The following is a 21,258-nucleotide window of genomic DNA, read 5'->3' as shown; positions in this document are numbered from 1 at the left end:
CTTCACCCCGTTGCTTCCAGCAACAGTAAATCCATCAGCAGCACCAGATTCGACTCAAACGACGTCACCCCTGCGGCTTCGGCGGCGAAATGTACCGCTTCGTCATAGAGGGCAAAATGCACGTCGGCCATACCTGCCAGCGTATTGGCCGACGCGCGGGTAAACGCGACGATCGTCATGCCGACGTTTTTGGCGATCCGCGCTTTATCCAGCACCTGCTCCGTTTCGCCGCTGCGCGAAACGGCAATAAATACCTGATAGCGTGCGGCGTTGCTGAGAAAAATATTCCGGCTGTCCCCCGGTCCGGAGATGAACGCGGTTTTTCCCAGCACCTGCAACTTCTTGGTCAGGTACTCGGCAAAAAGATATGAAAACCCGGCGCCGTAGAGAAAGAAGCTCTCTTTCTGGCGCAGCAGGCTGGCAAACTGCTGGCGTTTGTCCTGGGTAACCCACTGGAAGGTCTGCTGATAGTTGGCAATAAACCGGGCAAAAAGCACGGGCATTTCTGCATGTTGCGCAGACTGTACGGTGATATGCGGCGTGTCAGAAAGCAGCTGCTTGCAGTGCCAGATAAACTCGCTAAATCCGCTGAAGCCCAGCTTCTGGCATAGCCGCATAATCGTCGCGGTGGAGACAAATGTCGCCAGCGCCAGCTCGCGCACCGTGATATTGCCCACCAGCAGCGGATGCTCAGTGAGGTGGGCGAGGACGCGATACTCAGCGCGGGTCAGTGACGACCCGCGTGTTAACAGCGTTGCCAGGCGGTTATCCATTATTTCGCCGGTTCAACCGGCAGATCGTCCCGTGCACCCCATTCACTCCAGGCGCCGTCATACAGCGTCACGTCATTCGCCCCAAGGGTTGCCAGCGCCAGGATCACCACGCAGGCCGTCACGCCGGAGCCGCAGCTGGCAATAACCGGACGATGCAAATCCACGCCCTGACGTTCAAAAATGGCACGCAATTCATCGGTGGTTTTCAGCTCGCCTTCAAACACCAGATCGCCCCACGGCACATTCAGCGCCCCCGGGATATGTCCGCGCTTCAGCCCCGGACGCGGTTCATCCGCTTCTGCATTGAAGCGCGGAGCAGGACGGGCATCGACGATTTGGGCCGTTTTTTCATGGCTCACGACCAGCACGTCGGTCAGGCGTTTCACCACGTGTGCGTCGAACGTGGCATCGAATTCGCCTTCCGGCAGCGTCACGTCGCCCTGCTGAAGCGGCAGCTCGTCGCGCTTCCAGCACGCAAGCCCGCCCGCCAGAATCGACACTTTTTCCACGCCGAAGTTTTTCAGCATCCACCACGCCCGCGGGGCGGAAAACAGATTACCTTCATCATAAACAACAAGATGTTTGTCTTTGCTGATTCCGAGCTCGCGCATCGCCACGGAAAACGCTTCCGGACGAGGCAGCATGTGCGGCAGGGGAGAGGTGTGATCGGAGAGAGCTTCGATATCGAAAAAAACCGCGCCAGGCAGGTGCCCTGCGCGATATTCAGCGGGAACGTCACGATGCTCCTGGCCCGGAGGGGCCATGCGCGCGTCGATAATCTGAACTTCCGGGTCGTCGCCGTGCTCAATCAGCCAGTCGGCGGCGACAAAATATGAGGTGGACATGGTTGCCTCCATTCTTTTCCGTAAAAAAGGATTGTCGGTGTTTTTTCTGACACCGACAAGTTAACCACGTTCAACTCGCGAGCAAGCCCCTATTTTTTCACCGCTTCACCGTCCTGCCATGCCTTTTGCAGCGCAGGCCAGTAGTCGCGGTTGGCTTCGATCATCTCATCCAGAATCGCTTTCGCGTGCTCCATGGTCGGCACGGTGCGGTTCAGGGTGAACGCCTGAAGTGCTTTCTCATAGCTGCCTTCGATTGTCGCCTCAACCAGCAGCTGTTCAGAAGCGAGCTGCTGTTGCAGGAGCGTCTGGTGGAACAACGGCACCTGACCCACGCGGACAGGCTCCGGCCCTTCGGAGGTGATATAGGCAGGTACTTCCACCACCGCATCGTACGGCAGATTGGTAATCGCCCCGCGGTTTTCCACCATCACCAGATGACGTTGGCGCAGGTTGAATGCCAGCGAGCAGGCGACATCGACGATAAATTCGCCGTGAACACCTACGTGGAAGGCGTCCGGTAAGATCCCGCTGCGCTGGTACTCTTCGGCGGCGGCAAACAGCTTTTTCTCACGTCCGTTCATCACTTCGTTGGCACGGGTATAGTCCGGGTTCTGATGCTCCACAATCTGGTTCGGCATCAGGTAGTACTGTAGATACGGGTTCGGCAGGTACTCCGGGAAGTTATCCATAATCGGCTTGATGTTGCGCCAGGTTTTCACCCATGACGGATCCGAGTGCTGCGGGTCGGTTTTGGCCGCGTCTTCCGTCAGCAGGCCAAACTTCGCGATATGTTTACGCAGCTCCGGCAGCTTGTCCTCGCCGTCCACCAGCACGCGGGTAAACCAGCCGAAATGGTTGAGGCCAAAATAGTCCACCTCCAGTTTATGGCGATCCACGCCCAGAATGGCGCCCATATTGCGCATCGCGGCGACAGGCATATCACAGATGTTCAGCACGCGTGCGTTGGGGCGCAGGCGACGCACGCCCTCAGCGACGATCGCCGCCGGGTTGGAGTAGTTCACGATCCACGCCTTTTCGTGCGCGTAGCGTTCCACCCTATCGATCAGCTCTACCATCGGCAGGATCGTACGCAGGCCATATGCCAGCCCGCCGGGTCCGCAGGTTTCCTGGCCGACCACCCCGTGGCGCAGCGGAATTTTTTCATCCTGCTCGCGCATTTTGTACTGTCCGACGCGCATCTGAGCAAAAACAAAATGCGCGCCGCTGAAGGCCACCTCCGGATCGCTGGTGACCGTGAATTTGATGCTCTGGCTGTGGTCGCGAATGACCTTTTCCACCACGGGCGCAATGGTGTTCTGGCGCGCCTCGTCGATGTCATACAGGCGAATCTCTGCCAGGGGGAAATCGTGCAGGCGTACCATCAGGCTTTTCACTATACCTGGCGTGTAGGTGCTGCCGCCGCCAGCAATCGACAGAATGAATGGGGGTGTTAACATCTTTAGCTCCTTTCAGAGAAACGTCTCAACGGCTTCTCGCATTTTTTTGACATGCAGCCCGTAGACCACCTGAACGTTGTTACCTTGTTTGATAATCCCTTTCGCGCCGGTCGCTTTCAGGCGCGGTTCGTCGATGATGGCGACGTCCTTCACCGTGACGCGTAAGCGGGTGTAGCAGTTATCAACCACCTGAATGTTTTCCCGACCGCCCAGACCGACGACGATCGATTCGCCCAGCCCGTCGTTATTTCCCTTCGCCTGGTATTCCTGTTTGCTGTAGAGGCGCGTCTCCCGATCGTCATCTTCACGACCGGGCGTTTTCATGTTGAAACGCAGGATCAGGAAGCGGAACACCACGAAATAAAGGGCGAACATGATCAGCCCGACCACGATGTACATGGGCCAGTTGGACTTTTCCGTGCCGAGCGGCAGGTTGTAGAGGATAAAATCGATAATTCCGTTGGCGCCGATGGCGTGAACGCCAAACAGGGTGAACAGCATCATGCCAATGCCGGTCAGCACCGCATGCACCACGAACAACAGCGGGGCGACAAACAGGAAAGAGAACTCGATCGGCTCGGTTACGCCGACCAGCAGCGAGGTCAGCGCCGCCGGGATCAGAATGGCTTTCGCAATCGCTTTACGCTCTGGCTTCGCGGTCATGTACATCGCCAGCGCGGCGGCGGGAAGGCCGAACATCTTGCTGATGCCGCGAGCATCCCACACCACGGTGCTGCTGAGCTGCTTCACGTCCGGGCAGGCCATCTCGGCGAAGTAGATATTGCGCGCGCCCTGGTAAGCCGTACCGCACACCTCCTGCGTACCGCCCAGTTCGGTATACAGGAACGGCGTATAGACCAGATGATGCAGGCCCGTCGGCACCAGAATGCGTTCAAGGAAACCGTAGATCGCCACCCCAAACGGACCGGACCCTTTGATCGCCAGCGCCAGGGCGCTTATTCCATGCTGTGCGTACGGCCAGAGTTCGCTCATGACCACGCCGAGCAGCATAGAGACTGGCAACATCACAATCGCGACAAAGCAGTGGCCGGAGTATATCGCCATCGCGCCGTTAAACAGGACACCGGAATATTTGTTGTACAGATAACCGGAGAGCGCCCCGGTCAGGATCCCGGCGAAAACGCCCATCTCCAGCACCTGGACGCCCAGTACCATGCTTTGTCCGGCGGCTTTCATCTGCTCCGCAGGGGCCAGTTCTCCCTGAAGCTGTAACGTCACGTTCATCGCGTTAATGAATACGATAAAGGTCACCAGCCCAATCAGCGCCGCGTAGCCTTTGTCTCGGGTTGCCAGGCCAATGGGGATCCCGACGGCAAACACCAGCGCCAGGTTGACCAGCACCGACACGGCAGATTTGGCGATCAGCTGGCCGACACTCTGGATCAGCGGATGGCCGAGAAACGGCAGGTACTCGGCCAGATTGCCGTTACCCAGCACATTCCCAAAGGCGATAAACAGACCGACGATAGGTAAGATAAGTACAGGTCCGTAAAGTGATTTTCCGAAATTTTGTAGGGCGTTCACGGCTCGTTTCATGGCTTTCTCTCTTATTGAACCGCGCACTCGGGGTGCGTCATGGTCATAAAACTAGCAGGCATGATGCGAGCTTATCCAGCTATCTTCTTGTTTTAAAAACAAATGACGCGAAAGGTAACATGTTACGTTACGCTGTGTGATCGCGGTTCCACCCTCGCATGCGAGTACGATGCCATTCTGCGAGGCGCTTTCCAGATTATAAAATTGGACTTTTTGTATTAACGAAACTTGCGGATAATACTTATCCGGACGACGACCAACAGGCCCCTCAGGCCAGGGACATAGGATGAAACCGTTTCGCTTAGCTGCGATCTCTCTCGCGCTGCTCACCACCTTTACGCTTGCCGGCTGTGATAACAGCGATGACAAACCTCAGGCCGCTGCCCCCGCAGCGTCTACTACATCAGAACAGAAAACCCCGGCAAAACCGGATCCTGAAAAGCTGGCTAAGCTGGCCGCGCAGAGTCAGGGTAAGGCGTTGACGCTGCTGGATGCCTCTGAAGTGCAACTCGACGGCGCTGCGACACTGGTTCTGACCTTCTCTGTACCGCTGGATCCCAGCCAGGATTTTGCGAAAACGGTGCATGTGGTGGATAAAAAAAGTGGCAAAGTGGACGGCGCCTGGGAACTGGCCCCCAATCTGAAAGAGCTGCGCCTGCGCCATCTGGAGCCGAATCGTAATCTGGTCGTCACCGTCGAGCGTAATTTGCTGGCGCTGAACAAAGCGACATTTGGCATTGACTATGAAAAAGCGATCACCACCCGGGATGTTGAACCGACGGTCGGATTCGCCAGCCGCGGATCGCTGCTGCCGGGTAAAGTGGTGGAAGGGTTGCCGGTGATGGCGCTCAACGTCAACAATGTGGACGTGAACTTCTACCGCGTTAAGCCGGAGTCGCTGGCCTCGTTTGTCAGCCAGTGGGAGTACCGTAACTCGCTGACCAACTGGGAATCTGACAACCTGCTGAAGATGGCGGAACTGGTCTACACCGGCCGTTTCGACCTCAACCCGGCGCGCAACACGCGTGAAAAACTACTCCTGCCGCTCAAAGATATTAAGCCGCTCCAGCAGTCTGGCGTCTATATCGCCGTGATGAATCAGGCTGGTCACTATAACTACAGTAACGCCGCGACGCTCTTTACCTTAACTGATATTGGGCTGTCCGCTCACCGTTATCATAACCGCCTGGACATCTTCACCCAGAGTCTTGAAAACGGTGCGGCGCAGTCAGGCGTGACCATTACCCTTCTGAACGATAAAGGACAGACCCTGGCCGAGGCGAACAGCGACGCCGATGGTCATGCGAAACTGGAAACCGATAAAGAAGCCGCGCTGATCCTGGCCAGTAAAGATGGCCAGACCACGCTTCTTGACCTCAAACTTCCGGCGCTGGATCTGGCGGAGTTTGATATCGCCGGTAACCCGGGTTACAGCAAACAGTTCTTTATGTTTGGCCCGCGCGATCTCTATCGTCCGGGTGAAACGGTGATCCTTAACGGCCTGCTTCGCGACAGCGATGGCAAACCGCTTCCCGAGCAGCCTGTAAAACTTGACGTGCTGCGTCCGGACGGCCAGGTAGCGCGTACGGTCGTTGTGCAACCTGAGAACGGTCTCTATCGCTTCAACTATCCGCTTGATAGCAGCGCCCAGACCGGCATGTGGCATATTCGCGCGAATACGGGGGATAACCAGCAGCGCATGTGGGATTTCCACGTCGAAGATTTTATGCCTGAGCGTATGGCGCTGAATCTGACCGGGCAAAAAACGCCGGTTTCCCCGCAGGAGGATGTGGACTTTAACGTTGTGGGCTATTATCTGTATGGCGCGCCGGCTAACGGTAATTCTCTGCAAGGCCTGCTTTTCCTGCGTCCGCTACGTGACGCGGTGCCTGCACTGCCTGGCTTCCAGTTCGGTGATATTGCCGAGGAGAACCTGAGCCGCAGCCTGGATGAAGTGCAGCTTACGCTGGACGAACAGGGGCGCGGACAGGTTACCACCGAAAGCCAGTGGAAAGAGGTGCACTCGCCGCTGCAACTGATTTTGCAGGCCAGCCTGCTGGAATCAGGCGGGCGTCCGGTAACGCGACGCGCCGAGCAGGCTATCTGGCCTGCGGCTGAACTTCCGGGGATCCGCCCACAGTTCGCCAGCAAGGCCGTGTACGACTACCGCACCGATACCACCGTCAACCAGCCGATTGTCGACGAGAACGGCAACGCCAGCTTTGACATCGTCTATGCCGATGCCAGCGGGGCGAAAAAAGCGGTATCTGGTCTGCAGGTGCGTCTGGTCCGTGAGCGTCGCGACTACTTCTGGAACTGGTCCGAGAGCGAGGGCTGGCAGTCTCAGTTTGATCAAAAAGATCTCGTTGAGGGCGAGCAGGAACTTAACCTCAAGGCCGATGAAACCGGTAAAGTCACCTTCCCGGTGGAGTGGGGCTCATACCGTCTGGAAGTGAAAGCCCCTGATAGCATGGTCAGCAGCGTGCGCTTCTGGGCGGGGTACAGCTGGCAGGATAACAGCGATGGCACGGGTGCTGCACGCCCGGATCGTGTGACGCTGAAACTGGACAAGCCATCCTATCAGCCAGGCGATACCATCAACCTGCATATTGCAGCGCCGGCCGCAGGCAAGGGCTATGCAATGATCGAATCCAGCGAAGGGCCACTGTGGTGGAAAGAGATCGACGTACCGGTTAACGGTCTGGATCTCGCCATTCCGGTGGATAAGGCCTGGAAACGTCACGATCTCTACCTCAGCACGCTGGTGGTTCGTCCTGGCGATAAATCTAAATCCGCCACGCCAAAACGCGCGGTTGGTCTGCTGCATCTGCCAATGGGGGACGAAAATCGTCGCCTGAGCATCGCACTTGATAACCCACAAAAAATGCGTCCGAACCAGACGCTTTCTGTGAAAGTGAAAGCCAGCGTAAAAGAGGGGGCTGTGCCACAGAAGGTGAACGTGCTGGTCTCGGCTGTTGATAGCGGCGTGCTGAACATTACCGACTACGTCACGCCGGATCCGTGGGAAGCTTTCTTCGGTCAGAAGCGCTATGGCGCGGACATCTATGATGTTTACGGCCAGGTGATTGAAGGTCAGGGACGTTTGGCCGCACTGCGCTTTGGCGGAGACGGCGATGAACTGAAACGCGGCGGTAAGCCACCGGTGAACCATGTCACCATTATTGCTCAGCAGGCGCAGCCGGTTACGCTTGATGCCAACGGTGAAGGCACCATCACGCTGCCGATCGGTGATTTCAACGGCGAACTGCGTCTGATGGCGCAGGCCTGGACGGAAGACGATTTCGGCAGCAGCGAAAGCAAAATCATTGTGGCGGCTCCGATTATCACCGAGCTTAACACGCCGCGATTCCTCGCAAGTGGCGATACCTCTCGCCTGACGCTGGACCTGACCAACCTTACTGACCAGTCGCAAACGCTGAACATTGCGTTAACCGCAACCGGTAAGGTGTCGCTCGAAGGTGCTCAGCCAGAGCCGGTTAAGCTGCCGCCTGGCGCTCGTAGCACTCTGTTTATTCCGGTGCGCGCGCTGGAAGGCTATGGCGATGGTGAAGTAACTGCTCAGGTGACGGGGCTTCAGCTCCCTGGTGAGACGTTTGCGCCGCAGCAGAAGAGCTGGAAAATTGGTGTACGCCCCGCATTCCCGGCGCAAACGGTGAATACGGGCACGATGCTGAACCCTGGCGAATCCTGGAGCGCGCCAGCACAGCATATCGACGGTTTCTCGCCTGCCACGCTACAGGGACAGCTGTTGCTCAGCGGTAAACCACCTTTGAACCTGGCGCGCTACATTCGTGAACTTCAGGCCTATCCATACGGATGTCTTGAGCAGACCACCAGCGGCCTGTTCCCGTCCCTCTACACCAACGCGGCACAGCTTACGGCGTTGGGCATTAAAGGCGACACCGACGATAAACGCCGTGCGGCCATTGATATCGGCATCTCCCGTCTGCTGCAAATGCAGCGTGACGATGGCGGTTTTGCCTTGTGGGATAAAAACGGCCCGGAAGAGTACTGGCTGACCGCCTATGTTACGGATTTCCTGGTGCGGGCAGGGGAGCAGGGTTACAGCGTGCCTGCCGAGGCGGTGAATAACGCCAACAGCCGACTGCTGCGCTATTTACAGGATCCGGGGATGATGTCCATCCGCTACAGCGACGACACCCAGGCCAGCAAATTTGCTGTCCAGGCGTATGCTTCGCTGGTGCTGGCTCGCCAGCAAAAAGCGCCGCTCGGTGCACTGCGTGAAATCTGGGAGCGTCACGCTCAGGCCGCTTCCGGGCTTCCGTTGATGCAGCTGGGCATGGCACTCAAACTGATGGGGGATACACCGCGCAGCCAGCAGGCGCTGGATCTGGCTCTCAAAACACCCCGTAACGACAGCCGAAACTGGATGGCGGATTACGGCAGCCAGCTGCGTGATAATGCCCTGATGCTCTCCCTGCTGGAAGAGTACAAGCTGCTGCCGGATGCGCAAAACAGGCTGTTGAACGCGTTATCTGAAAACGCGTTCAGCCAGCGCTGGCTGTCAACCCAGGAGAGCAATGCGCTGTTCCTGGCTGGACGTTCACTGCAAACCTTGTCAGGCGCGTGGCAGGCAACGACCACCCTCTCTGAACAGACCCAGAGCAGTGATAAAGCGCAGGTAGAAAACCTGAACGGCGACCAGCCTGGTGCCTTGCAGGTGACGAATACCGGCACGACGCCGCTGTGGGTACGACTGGACACTACTGGCTATCCGGAGTATGCGCCCCAGCCATCTTCTCACGTCTTGCAGATTGAACGTCATATCCTGGCGACAGACGGCAGCAGCAAGTCGCTCTCTTCACTTAAGAGCGGTGAGCTGGTTCTGGTGTGGCTGGAAGTGAAGGCAAGCCAGAACGTACCGGATGCGCTGGTGGTGGATCTGCTCCCGGCAGGTCTGGAGCTGGAAAACCAGAATCTGGCGAGCAGCAGCGCCAGCTTGCAGGACAGCGGCAGTGAAGTGCAAAACCTGCTGAATCAGATGCAACAGTCTGATATTCAGCACATGGAATTCCGCGACGATCGCTTTGTGGCCGCCGTGCCGGTCAATGAAGGTCAGCCGGTCACGCTGGTTTACCTGGCCCGTGCCGTTACGCCAGGAACCTATCAGGTGCCTGTTCCGATGGTCGAGTCCATGTACGTTCCGCAGTGGCGAGCAACGGGGTCGGCCAGTGGCCCGCTGATCGTTGTTCCGTAAGATGCAGATAGCACGCCTGATTCGCTCCCGCTGGCTGTGGCTTGCGGGAGCGCTTCTCTTTTTAGGGGGGCTGATTGTCGCCGCTGACCGCGTGTGGCCGTTGCCCCTGAAAGAGGTCAACCCTGCGCGAGTGGTGGTGGATGAGCAGGGTGTTCCGTTGTGGCGTTTTGCCGACAGCGAAGGCATCTGGCGCTATCCGGTTACCATTGAAGAGGTTTCCCCACGCTATCTTGAGGCGCTGATCCAGTATGAAGATCGCTGGTTCTGGGATCACCCTGGCGTCAATCCGCTTTCTGTACTGCGTGCCGCCTGGCAGGATCTCACCGCCGGGAGAGTGGTTTCTGGCGGGAGCACGCTTACCATGCAGGTGGCACGCCTGCTGGATCCGCATCCGCGTACCTTTGGCGGTAAAATTCGTCAGCTGTGGCGGGCGATGCAGCTGGAGTGGCATCTCTCCAAGCGTGAAATCCTGACGCTGTATCTCAACCGTGCCCCGTTTGGCGGCACGTTGCAGGGCGTGGGCGCGGCAAGCTGGACTTATCTTGGCAAACCGCCGTCTCAGCTGAGCTATTCCGACGCGGCGCTGCTGGCTGTACTGCCACAGGCACCCAGCCGTCTGCGCCCCGACCGCTGGCCGGAACGTGCCGAAGCGGCGCGGAACAAAGTGCTCGACCGCATGCTGACTCAGGGCGTCTGGTCTGAGAAGCAGGTGAAAGAGTCCCGTGAAGAGCCGGTCTGGCTGGCCCCCCGGCAGATGCCGCAGCTGGCGCCGCTCTTTTCCCGCATGATGTTGAGTAAAAGCCGCGACACAAAAATAGTCACCACGCTGGATGCAGCTTTGCAACGACAGCTTGAAGAGCTGGCAATGAACTGGAAATCGCGCCTGCCTGCCCGCAGTTCACTGGCGATGATCGTCGTGGATCATACATCCATGAAAGTGCGTGGCTGGGTAGGCTCGGTAGATATCAATGATGACAGTCGCTTTAGTCACGTGGATATGGTCAATGCGATCCGATCGCCGGGATCGGTCCTCAAGCCATTCATCTATGGCATGGCGCTGGACGATGGCCTGATCCATCCCGCTTCGTTATTACAGGATGTTCCAAGAAAAACGGGGGATTATCGCCCCGGCAACTTTGACAGCGGTTTTCATGGGCCGGTCAGCATGAGCGAAGCCCTGGTGCGTTCCCTCAACCTGCCTGCGGTGCAGGTGCTGGAAGCGTACGGCCCAAAACGTTTTGCAGGCATGCTGAGCAACGCGGGATTACCGCTCATACTCCCTGCGGGTGCGCAGCCCAACCTCTCCCTGATCCTGGGGGGCGCAGGGGCACGCCTGGCTGATATCGCTGCCGCCTACAGTGCCTTTGCGCGGCAGGGGCAGGCGGGTCGGTTGCGTTTACAGCCGGGCGATCCGCTGATCGAACGTCCGCTGCTGTCGCAGGGGGCGGCGTGGATCATTCGTCGCATTCTCGCCAGTGAAGCACAGCCCCTGCCGGACAGTGCGCTGCCCCAGGTTGCGCCGCTGGCGTGGAAAACGGGCACCAGTTACGGCTACCGGGATGCCTGGGCCATTGGGCTGAACGCCCGGTATGTCATTGGAATCTGGACCGGACGTCCGGACGGCACGCCCGTTGCCGGGCAGTTTGGTTTCGCCAGCGCAGTTCCGCTCCTGAATCAGGTCAATAACATGCTTCAGTCCCGCTCGATGGTGGATGAAGCCCGTCTGCCGCGCGATCCGCGTCCTGCAAGCGTAGGACGGGGCGTGATTTGCTGGCCGGGGGGCCAGTCCCTGCCTGAAGGGAGCGAAAACTGTCGGCGTCGGCTGTCAACCTGGCTGCTGGAAGGCAGTGAACCGCCTACGCTGCTGCTGCCGGAACAGGAAGGTATTCGCGGGATCCGTTTCCCGGTCTGGCTGGATAAAGAAGGCAAACGCGTCGCAGCGGATTGTCCTGATGCGACAGAAAAAGTGCTGGATGTCTGGCCGCTGCCTCTGGAGCCCTGGCTGCCTGCTGCCGAAAAACGGGCAGCTCGTCTCCCCGCCCGTTCAGCGGTTTGCCCTCCGCTGGATAACCATAATGCGGCGCCGCTGATGTTGTCAGGCGTCAGAGAAGGGGCGGTAATTAAACGTCTTCCGGGTGAGAAAAACATGACCCTGTTCGTTTCAACCAGCGGCGGGGAGGGGCAACGATGGTGGTTTTTGAATGGCGAACCGCTGGACGGACATCAGAAGAATTATTCACTGCAATTATATTTGTCGGGTAAATATCAGTTAGTTGTATTAGATGAAACAGGACAAACGGCGACGGTCAATTTTGAGTTAGATCGCTAAGTGTTACTCCTCAAGAGTTAGCTTGATAATTATCAATATCCGTTCCTGAAAAAAAACGAGAATGCGTTTTTATTTTAAGGAACGAGCAATGGAAAAAAATAAACATCAGGGAGAGGGGACTATTCCCGCCATATCCCGGCGTCAGTTTATTCAGGCAGGATCGGCGCTCGCCGCTCTGCCTTTTGTCGTCAAAACCGGCAAAGTACAGGCACAGGGCGCGGCGGTTTCAGACACTACGCCTGAAGAAAAAGTGGTGCAAACCTGTAGTACGTTTGACTGCGGCGGCAAGTGTGATATTCGTGCTCACGTCAGTGAGGGCGTTGTGACCCGAATTTCTACGCGTCCGGATAACGCGTTGGATCCGCAAATGCCCGTAATGCGCGCCTGCGTGCGTGGCCGGGCTTATCGGAAATTTGTTTACCATCCCGATCGACTGAAATACCCAATGAAACGTGTAGGGAAACGTGGCGAAGGAAAATTCGAGCGTATTACCTGGGATGAAGCCACCACCCTTATTGCGAATCAATTAAAAACTATTACGCAAAAATACGGTGCGGCTTCACGCTATGTTCATGTGGGCACCGCTGTGTCCGGCGGGACTTTTTCCGGCGATAAAATGGTTCGTCGTCTGCTCAACTTAACCGGCGGCTATCTCGAAAGCTATCACTCGGTCAGTATGGGTAACACGGCGGCAGCAACGCCGTATACCTATGGCACCGCTGCCAGCGGCAGCTCTCTTGACACGCTGCTGGACACCAAACTGGTCATCCTCTGGGGACATAACCCGACGGAAACGATCTTTGGTCACAGCAACCACTTCTACCAGAAGATGAAGCAAAACGGCACTCGCTTTATTGTTGTCGACCCTCGCTATTCCGATACGGTTTCCTCCCTGGCCGATCAGTGGATCCCGCTGCTTCCCACCACGGACAACGCCCTGATGGACGCGATGATGTATGTGATCGTCACGGAGAACCTGCACGATCGCGACTTTATTCAGCGCTACACCCTGGGCTTTGACGAAGACACTATGCCAGAAGGCGTTCCGGCCAATGAATCCCTGATGGCTTACCTGAGCGGCGCAAAAGATGGCGTGGCGAAAACGCCCGAGTGGGCAGAGAAAATCACCCACGTGCCTGCACAAACAATTCGGCAACTGGCGCGCGACTACGCAACCACCAAACCCGCTGCGCTGATCCAGGGCTGGGGACCGCAGCGTCATAACTGCGGCGAGCGCACCGCGCGCGGCTCGACGTTGCTGGCTACGCTCACGGGTAACGTCGGGGTGAAAGGCGGTTGGGCAGCAGGCTATGGCGGCTGCGCAAACCGGAAATTTGCCGCCGGACCAGAAATGCCGGACAACCCGGTCAAAGCCAAAATATCGGTGATGAACTGGGTGCAGGCCGCCGACGATGCCTCTCAGGTCACCGCGGACGTCGGCCTGAAGGATGCCGAAAAGCTGGACAGCAATATCCGCATCCTGTTCTCGCTGGCGGGAAATTATCTGGCTAACCAGAACCCGGATCTTCATCAGGCAACCCGTGTCCTGGAAGACGAGTCGAAAATCGAGTTTATCGTCGCAAGCGATCTGTTTATGACGCCGAGCGCCCGATACGCCGACCTTCTTTTGCCGGAAACCAGCTTTATGGAACGCTGGAATATCGGCGAAACCTGGGGCACGGCAAGCTATCTGATCCTGTCAGAAAAACTCATTGAACCTGAATTTGAACGCCGTTCAGACTACGACTGGCTGCGGGAGGTCGCTGCTAAGCTTGGCGTCGAACCCGCGTTCAGTGAAGGGCGTGACGAAAAAGCGTGGATTGAGCACATCTGGGAGCAGACGCGTCTTTCCATGCCTGACGAAAACCTGCCGGACTTCGCGACGCTACAGAAGACGCGTCAGCACCTTTTCAAAAGCGCGCCGTTCGTCGCCTTTGAAGACAACATTCGCGATCCGCAGAATCATCCGTTTCCGACGCCGTCCGGAAAAATTGAGATCTTCTCGAAGCGTCTGTACGACATGCATCACCCGGAAATTCCGGCGCTGTCGCACTACGTGCCTGCCCATGAAGGGCCGGAAGACGCGCTGGCGAAACGCTTCCCGCTCCAGCTGATTACCTGGAAAGGAAAAAACCGCGCTAACTCCACCCAGTACGCCAACCCGTGGTTAATTGAGGCGCAGCAGCAAAAGCTGTGGATCAACCCGCAGGATGCGCAAAAACGCGGCATTGCGCAGGGAGATACCGTGCGTATTCATAACGCGCGCGGCATTTGCGAGATCCCGGCGGAGGTCACGCCGCGCATCATTCCAGGCGTTGTGGCCATGCAGGCGGGTGCCTGGTGGCAGCCGGACGAGCAGGGTATTGATAAGGGCGGCTGCGCGAACGTGCTCAGTTCCGCACGTATTACCGCGCTTGCGAAAGGGAATTCCCATCAAACCATGCTGGTGGAGGTAGCTAAAGCATGAGTCAGTTTAAACATTACGCACCGGTAAGCGACAAACAGCTGGGTTTTTATATCGACTCTTCTCGCTGCTCGGGCTGTAAAGCATGTCAGGTAGCGTGCAAAGATAAAAACAACCTTGAGGTCGGACGTCGTTTCCGTCGCGTGTACGAAGTTAATGGCGGGAGCTTTATCCCGACCGGGCAGGGTGGCGTCAGCAATAACGTTTTTGCCTACACGCTCTCTATCTCCTGTAACCACTGTGCCGACCCAATCTGCACCAAAAACTGTCCGACCACTGCGATGCATAAGCGTCCGGGGGACGGTATTGTGCGCGTAGATACTGATAAGTGCGTCGGCTGCGGCTACTGCGCGTGGTCATGCCCTTACGGCGCGCCACAGCTCAACGAGCAGACCGGGCAGATGTCCAAATGTGATTTCTGCGTGGATCTACAGGCGAAGGGGGAACAGCCTGTCTGTGTGGCAACCTGTCCACTCGAAGCGATTAAATTCGGGCCGATTGATGAACTGCGGGCGAAGTATGGTGCGGTCTGTGATGTGAAAGGCTTGCCTGATTCCTCCATCACCAAACCGAACCTGGTGATCAAAGCGCATCAGGGCGCAGAGAAAGAGGGGAAACGTCATGCATGAGTTACCGCTGCTGATTTTTACGCTGTTCCTGCAAGGATCGGTTGGCGTTACGCTGTGGCTGGCCTTCGGAAGCACGCAACGCAGCGCGCTGCTGCCGGCTGCCGGAGCGTTTGTGCTGGCCAGCCTCGGTCTGCTCGCCTCTGCGTTGCACATGGGCTATCCACTTAATGCGTTCAATGCGCTGCGTCACGTATCCAGCTCCTGGCTGAGCCGTGAGATTATCTTTGCCAGTCTTTATCTTGCGGCACTTGGCCTCGCAACGCTGCTGATGTTTGTCAAAAAACCAGGCTGGAAGCCGCTGTTGGTTGTGGCAGGTCTTGTCGGGCTGGTGGATGTGTTCTGCATGGCGCAGATCTACATGCATGCATCCGTGGTGACGTGGCATCACATTAATACCCTGGTGCTGTTTATCGGTTCGGTGGGAATTATCGGTTCAGCCTGCATGGCCGTTGGGGCACGTTCCCAGACCCGCGTGCGAACGGCGATTGTCATTATTACGCTGCTGGTGATTGCACGTCTGGTGATGCAGCCCGTCTGGCTGGCAGATATTACGGCTATGGACAACACCGTTGTGACGTTCCCACACGCACCGTTACAAATGCTGGAGCAACTGCGAACCGTGCATCTGCTGAGCTGGTGCGTTTCCGTTGCGGGTATGCTGTGCTTTGCTGCGGGCGGCTTAAAAGCGGCGCGAGGCACAATGCTGTTGGGCAGTGCCTTGCTAATTGTGGGTGAGCTGATGCTGCGCTTTGTTTTCTTCAGTATTGGCTGATGGGCGGATTAACCTTTGCCCCGGCGATGGACGTGACGCATGCGTGCGTCCGTCGCCGTTTTCGCCACTCTTCCTGCTGCGCCTGCGCGGACGTCTGTCCCGTGCAGGCTTTTTCTTTTACCGACACCGGCGTCTCGGTTGATGACAGCCGCTGTATTGAATGCGGTGACTGCCTGTTTGTCTGCCCCGCTGTAGCCATCACCGGCATCACGCCGCGAAAACGTTTTCTGTGTGGCGATACGCTTGTTGGGCCTTTTACTGACCGTGCGCCAGGGGTGAATGAGCTTCTGCTGTGGCACGCGCAGCACCACGTTCGTTTTATCAGTATCGACGCGGAGCAGAATCCTGACTGGTTGCTGGCGATTGCCCGGCTGAATCTGGCGCTTCGTCGACGTGGTGAAGCAGCGTGGGCGTTTAAACATATACCCGTCAACGAGGTAAATACCGCCCGGCGTGCGCTGATGCACGTTCCCCGTGAGGATGTCCGGGTCTGTTGCGTCGTGCCCGGTCAGCGTGAGCTGCGCAGGGCGTTTTCTGCGTTTAGCGAGGCAGAGATAACTCTCGATACCGAATCCTGCGTACTCTGCGGCGCGTGCTGGCGGAGTTGTACGGAAAACGCGATTCGGTTTGAGAACGCTGAACTGGTCGTGGAAACCGGACGCTGTACGGGGTGTGGCGGCTGCGAAGCGGTATGCCAGCATGCGGCGATAAACGTGACGCAAACAGACGGGACAGCGAAAAGCGTGACCATACCGGCATATGAAGCCGTTTGTTTGACGTGCCACCGGCATTTCTGGTCATTTAGTTCTGATGAAAAGCAGTGTCCGCTCTGTTTTCACCATCAGTACGGCATGCGAAATACGAGCTGTTGCTAATCTTCGTCTCATTTTAAAAAAATGTTATGCATAACCATAGGCAATGGCGCTATTGCTCTTTATAATCCGCGCCACACCATACTCAGGTATGCAAAAACAACAGAACATTTTACAGAGGTTATCAATGGCTATTGAACGTACTTTTTCCATCATCAAACCAAACGCGGTGGCAAAAAACGTTATTGGCAGCATCTTCGCTCGCTTTGAATCAGCAGGGTTTAAGATCGTTGGCACCAAAATGCTGCACCTGACCGTTGAACAGGCTCGCGGTTTCTACGCTGAGCACGAAGGTCGCCCATTCTTTGACGGTCTGGTCGAGTTCATGACTTCTGGCCCGATCGTGGTATCCGTACTGGAAGGCGAAAACGCGGTACAGCGTCACCGCGATCTGCTGGGTGCAACCAACCCGGACAACGCGCTGGCAGGTACTCTGCGCGCTGACTACGCAGACAGCTTCACCGAGAACGGCACCCACGGTTCCGACTCTGTTGAATCTGCTGCGCGCGAAATCGCGTTCTTCTTTGCAGAAGGCGAAGTGTGCCCGCGCACTCGCTAATAATTTCGTAAATGCCGCGTGCAAACGTGGCATCCCTGCGCCAGACTTTGTACAATGCAACGCCCCGGACGAGCAGACTGCTTACCGGGGCGTTTCTTTTCAACCCACCAAGGGCCACAACGTGTAACAACGAGGCCGGAAAAAATTATGTCTGAATTAGTGAATACCTCCGAAGTCGCCATTCCTGCGGTTCCCAATAAAAATGGAAAAATTAACCTGCTGGACCTGAACCGTCAGCAGATGCGCGAGTTCTTTAAAGAGATGGGCGAGAAGCCGTTTCGTGCCGATCAGGTCATGAAATGGATGTACCACTATTGCAGCGACAACTTTGATGACATGACGGACATCAACAAAGTGCTGCGCAATAAGCTTAAAGAAGTGGCGGAAATCCGCGCACCGGAAGTGGTGGAAGAGCAGCGCTCTTCAGATGGCACTATCAAGTGGGCCATTGCCGTTGGCGATCAGCGTGTTGAAACCGTGTATATCCCGGAAGACGATCGCGCCACGCTGTGCGTCTCTTCTCAGGTGGGCTGTGCGCTGGAGTGCAAATTCTGCTCTACGGCGCAGCAGGGCTTTAACCGTAACCTGCGCGTATCGGAAATTATCGGCCAGGTCTGGCGTGCTGCGAAAATCGTGGGTGCAGCGAAAGTCACCGGTACACGTCCAATCACCAACGTGGTGATGATGGGGATGGGTGAACCGCTGCTCAACCTGACCAACGTCGTTCCGGCGATGGAAATCATGCTCGACGATTTCGGTTTTGGTCTGTCCAAGCGCCGCGTTACGCTCTCTACTTCCGGCGTTGTGCCTGCGCTGGACAAACTGGGTGACATGATTGACGTTGCGCTGGCCATCTCCCTTCACGCGCCAAACGACGCCATCCGTGACGAAATTGTGCCGATCAACAAAAAGTACAATATCGAAACTTTCCTGGCTGGCGTGCGCCGTTACCTGGAGAAATCCAATGCTAACCAGGGCCGCGTGACCATTGAATACGTGATGCTGGATCATGTTAACGACGGTACCGAGCATGCACATGAGCTGGCTGAACTGCTGAAAGATACGCCATGTAAGATCAACCTGATCCCATGGAACCCGTTCCCGGGCGCGCCGTATGGCCGTAGCTCGAACAGCCGTATCGATCGCTTCTCAAAAGTGCTGATGGAGTATGGTTTCACCACCATCGTACGTAAAACGCGTGGCGACGATATCGACGCAGCCTGTGGTCAGCTGGCGGGTGACGTTATTGACCGTACCAAACGTACGCTGCGTAAGCGTATGCAGGGTGAGTCAATCGCGGTTAAAACCGTTTGATTATTATGCAGACACGGCGCATTTTTTGCGCCGTGAAGCATTAATTTACTGAATAACCAGCCACAATCATCACGACTGATTAATAATTACGGTGCGTTTCATACGACTTTCGGGCAGTATGTAACGACGTAACAACAGTTTAGCGTGAAGGCCTGCCAGCGCTGTCATCTGCGGCCCGACAGTCTTATACTGTTTGTTCCAGGTTAACTGACCTAAAGTTTCGCGGTGCGGGTGGCATTGTGACTCACCGGCACCTGAACCCTTATTTTCACGTACCAGTAGTTGTAGCGAATGAATACTGAAGCCACTCACGATCAAAATGCAGCACTCTCCACTGGCGTTCGTCTTCGCAACGCCCGTGAACAACTCGGACTTAGCCAGCAAGCCGTTGCAGAACGCCTGTGCCTGAAGGTTTCCACCGTTCGCGACATTGAAGAAGATAAGGCACCCGCCGATCTGGCTTCAACGTTTCTGCGCGGTTATATCCGTTCTTACGCCAAACTGGTTCATATTCCTGAAGACGAATTACTGCCGATGATGGAGAAGCAGGCGCCTGTGCGTGCGGCAAAAGTTGCGCCGATGCAGAGCTTCTCTCTGGGCAAACGTCGTAAAAAACGCGATGGCTGGCTGATGAGCTTTACCTGGCTGGTCCTGTTCGTGGTTGTCGGCCTGACGGGCGCATGGTGGTGGCAAAACCACAAAGCGCAACAGGAAGAGATCACCACCATGGCCGATCAGTCCTCCGCTGAGCTTAATCAGTCTGGCACTAACGGCGCGCAAAGCGTGCCGTTGGGCACCGAAGGGGCTGCGACCTCCAGCGAACCTCAGGCGACAGCAACCAGCACGCCTGCAACCGATCCAGCGGCGACGCCAGAATCGACGGCGAATACCGCACCGGCTACCCAGGCCCAGGATCAGAACGCGGTCGTATCACCTTCTCAGGCCAATGTTGATACCGCCCCTGCGGCAACGGCACCGGCAGATAACACCGCGGCGTCACTGCCAACTGACCCGGCGGGTACGGCGGCACCTGCCGTTGACCCGAATGCGCTGGTGATGAATTTCACGGCTGATTGCTGGCTGGAAGTGACTGACGCGACAGGTAAAAAGCTGTTCAGCGGCCTGCAACGTAAAGATGGCACGTTAAATCTAACGGGCCAGGCACCATACAAGCTTAAAATCGGCGCACCGGCAGCGGTACAGATCCAGTATCAAGGAAAACCTGTCGATCTGAGCCGCTTTATCAGAACTAACCAGGTTGCGCGTCTTACCGTTAATGCCGAACAATCAGCAGCACAGTAACAGACGGGCAATGCGGGAGATTTTACATGCATAACCAGGCTCCTATTCAACGTAGAAAATCGAAACGGATTTACGTTGGGAACGTGCCAATCGGCGATGGGGCGCCTATCGCCGTCCAGTCGATGACCAATACGCGTACTACGGATGTAGAAGCGACGGTTAATCAAATCAAAGCATTAGAACGCGTCGGCGCGGACATTGTTCGCGTCTCAGTGCCGACCATGGACGCAGCTGAGGCGTTCAAACTGATCAAGCGGCAGGTGAGCGTTCCGCTGGTTGCCGATATTCACTTCGATTACCGTATCGCGCTGAAAGTCGCTGAATACGGTGTCGATTGTCTGCGTATTAACCCAGGCAACATCGGCAACGAAGAGCGCATTCGCATGGTGGTTGACTGCGCCCGCGACAAAAACATTCCAATCCGTATCGGCGTAAACGCTGGCTCTCTGGAAAAAGATCTCCAGGAAAAGTACGGTGAGCCGACGCCGCAGGCGCTGCTCGAATCCGCCATGCGTCACGTCGATCATCTGGATCGCCTTAACTTCGATCAGTTCAAAGTGAGCGTGAAAGCGTCTGACGTTTTCCTGGCCGTTGAATCGTATCGTCTGCTGGCAAAACAGATCGATCAGCCGCTGCACCTTGGCATCACCGAGGCGGGCGGTCTGCGCAGCGGCTCAGTAAAATCGGCAATTGGTCTCGGCCTGCTGCTCTCTGAAGGCATCGGTGACACGTTACGCGTCTCCCTGGCCGCCGATCCGGTGGAAGAGATCAAAGTCGGTTTCGACATCCTGAAATCACTGCGTATCCGCGCGCGTGGGATCAACTTCATCGCCTGCCCAACCTGTTCACGTCAGGAGTTTGACGTGATCGGCACCGTCAATGCCCTGGAGCAGCGTCTGGAAGACATCATCACCCCGATGGACGTTTCCATCATCGGCTGCGTGGTGAACGGTCCGGGTGAAGCGCTGGTGTCCACGATGGGCGTTACCGGCGGTAACAAGAAAAGTGGTCTCTATGAAGATGGCGTTCGTAAAGATCGTCTGGATAATAGTGATATGATCGACCAGCTTGAAGCCCGCATTCGCGCAAAAGCGACGATGATGGACGAAGCGCAGCGCATCAGCGTTCAGCAGGTTGAAAAATAAC

The 21,258-nt window shown here is 56.7% G+C and carries 14 protein-coding genes; 10 read left to right on the top strand and 4 right to left on the bottom strand.

Features of this window, described 5'->3' with window-relative positions:
• Positions 1-2: 2 nt before the first annotated feature.
• From L2Y28_RS16080 to L2Y28_RS16065, 4 genes are all read right to left on the bottom strand, one after another.
• A complete protein-coding gene (locus L2Y28_RS16080; RefSeq protein ID WP_022649013.1) occupies positions 3-773 on the bottom strand; it encodes a MurR/RpiR family transcriptional regulator in 771 nt (256 codons plus the stop codon).
• The gene (gene sseA / locus L2Y28_RS16075; RefSeq protein ID WP_022649012.1) at positions 773-1,618 is read right to left on the bottom strand and encodes a 3-mercaptopyruvate sulfurtransferase; all 846 of its coding nucleotides are present in this window, start codon (positions 1,616-1,618) and stop codon (positions 773-775) included. The genes L2Y28_RS16080 and sseA overlap by 1 nt, the downstream gene beginning before the upstream one ends.
• Before the next feature lie 89 nt (positions 1,619-1,707).
• Complete coding sequence (locus L2Y28_RS16070; protein WP_022649011.1) at positions 1,708-3,075, bottom strand: 6-phospho-alpha-glucosidase; 1,368 nt, start codon at positions 3,073-3,075, stop codon at positions 1,708-1,710.
• Positions 3,076-3,087: 12 nt separating this feature from the next.
• Entirely contained in the window at positions 3,088-4,632 is a 1,545-nt protein-coding gene (locus tag L2Y28_RS16065; RefSeq protein ID WP_022649010.1) for a PTS transporter subunit EIIC, read from the bottom strand.
• Positions 4,633-4,918: 286 nt separating this feature from the next.
• Here L2Y28_RS16065 and L2Y28_RS16060 point away from each other — a divergent pair, with 286 nt between their 5' ends.
• From L2Y28_RS16060 to ispG, 10 genes are all read left to right on the top strand, one after another.
• Entirely contained in the window at positions 4,919-9,871 is a 4,953-nt protein-coding gene (locus tag L2Y28_RS16060) for an alpha-2-macroglobulin (RefSeq protein ID WP_022649009.1), read from the top strand.
• A 1-nt stretch (position 9,872) separates the two neighbouring features.
• Positions 9,873-12,200: a peptidoglycan glycosyltransferase PbpC gene (gene pbpC, locus L2Y28_RS16055; RefSeq protein WP_022649008.1), complete on the top strand. Its 2,328-nt coding sequence runs from the start codon at positions 9,873-9,875 to the stop codon at positions 12,198-12,200.
• 88 nt (positions 12,201-12,288) lie between these two features.
• The gene (locus L2Y28_RS16050; protein WP_022649007.1) at positions 12,289-14,667 is read left to right on the top strand and encodes a DMSO/selenate family reductase complex A subunit; all 2,379 of its coding nucleotides are present in this window, start codon (positions 12,289-12,291) and stop codon (positions 14,665-14,667) included.
• The gene (locus tag L2Y28_RS16045) at positions 14,664-15,293 is read left to right on the top strand and encodes a DMSO/selenate family reductase complex B subunit (RefSeq protein ID WP_022649006.1); all 630 of its coding nucleotides are present in this window, start codon (positions 14,664-14,666) and stop codon (positions 15,291-15,293) included. The genes L2Y28_RS16050 and L2Y28_RS16045 overlap by 4 nt, the downstream gene beginning before the upstream one ends.
• On the top strand, positions 15,286-16,065 hold the full coding sequence (locus L2Y28_RS16040) for a DmsC/YnfH family molybdoenzyme membrane anchor subunit (protein ID WP_022649005.1): 780 nt from the start codon (positions 15,286-15,288) through the stop codon (positions 16,063-16,065). Before L2Y28_RS16045 ends, L2Y28_RS16040 begins: the two co-directional genes overlap by 8 nt.
• Entirely contained in the window at positions 16,065-16,940 is an 876-nt protein-coding gene (locus L2Y28_RS16035) for a 4Fe-4S binding protein (RefSeq protein WP_022649004.1), read from the top strand. The genes L2Y28_RS16040 and L2Y28_RS16035 overlap by 1 nt, the downstream gene beginning before the upstream one ends.
• A gap of 124 nt (positions 16,941-17,064) precedes the next feature.
• A complete protein-coding gene (gene ndk, locus L2Y28_RS16030) occupies positions 17,065-17,496 on the top strand; it encodes a nucleoside-diphosphate kinase (RefSeq protein ID WP_003860625.1) in 432 nt (143 codons plus the stop codon).
• A 147-nt stretch (positions 17,497-17,643) separates the two neighbouring features.
• The gene (locus tag L2Y28_RS16025; RefSeq protein ID WP_003860623.1) at positions 17,644-18,810 is read left to right on the top strand and encodes a bifunctional tRNA (adenosine(37)-C2)-methyltransferase TrmG/ribosomal RNA large subunit methyltransferase RlmN; all 1,167 of its coding nucleotides are present in this window, start codon (positions 17,644-17,646) and stop codon (positions 18,808-18,810) included.
• Between the two features lie 291 nt (positions 18,811-19,101).
• A complete protein-coding gene (gene rodZ / locus L2Y28_RS16020) occupies positions 19,102-20,112 on the top strand; it encodes a cytoskeleton protein RodZ (RefSeq protein ID WP_022649003.1) in 1,011 nt (336 codons plus the stop codon).
• 26 nt (positions 20,113-20,138) lie between these two features.
• Positions 20,139-21,257, top strand: coding sequence for a flavodoxin-dependent (E)-4-hydroxy-3-methylbut-2-enyl-diphosphate synthase (gene ispG, locus L2Y28_RS16015; protein WP_022649002.1), 1,119 nt, complete (start codon positions 20,139-20,141; stop codon positions 21,255-21,257).
• Position 21,258 lies beyond the last annotated feature (1 nt).

The sequence above is a fragment of the Enterobacter sp. JH25 genome, assembly GCF_021725435.1.
Lineage (GTDB): Bacteria > Pseudomonadota > Gammaproteobacteria > Enterobacterales > Enterobacteriaceae > Enterobacter > Enterobacter intestinihominis.
This window is presented reverse-complemented; position numbering and strand designations above follow the sequence as displayed.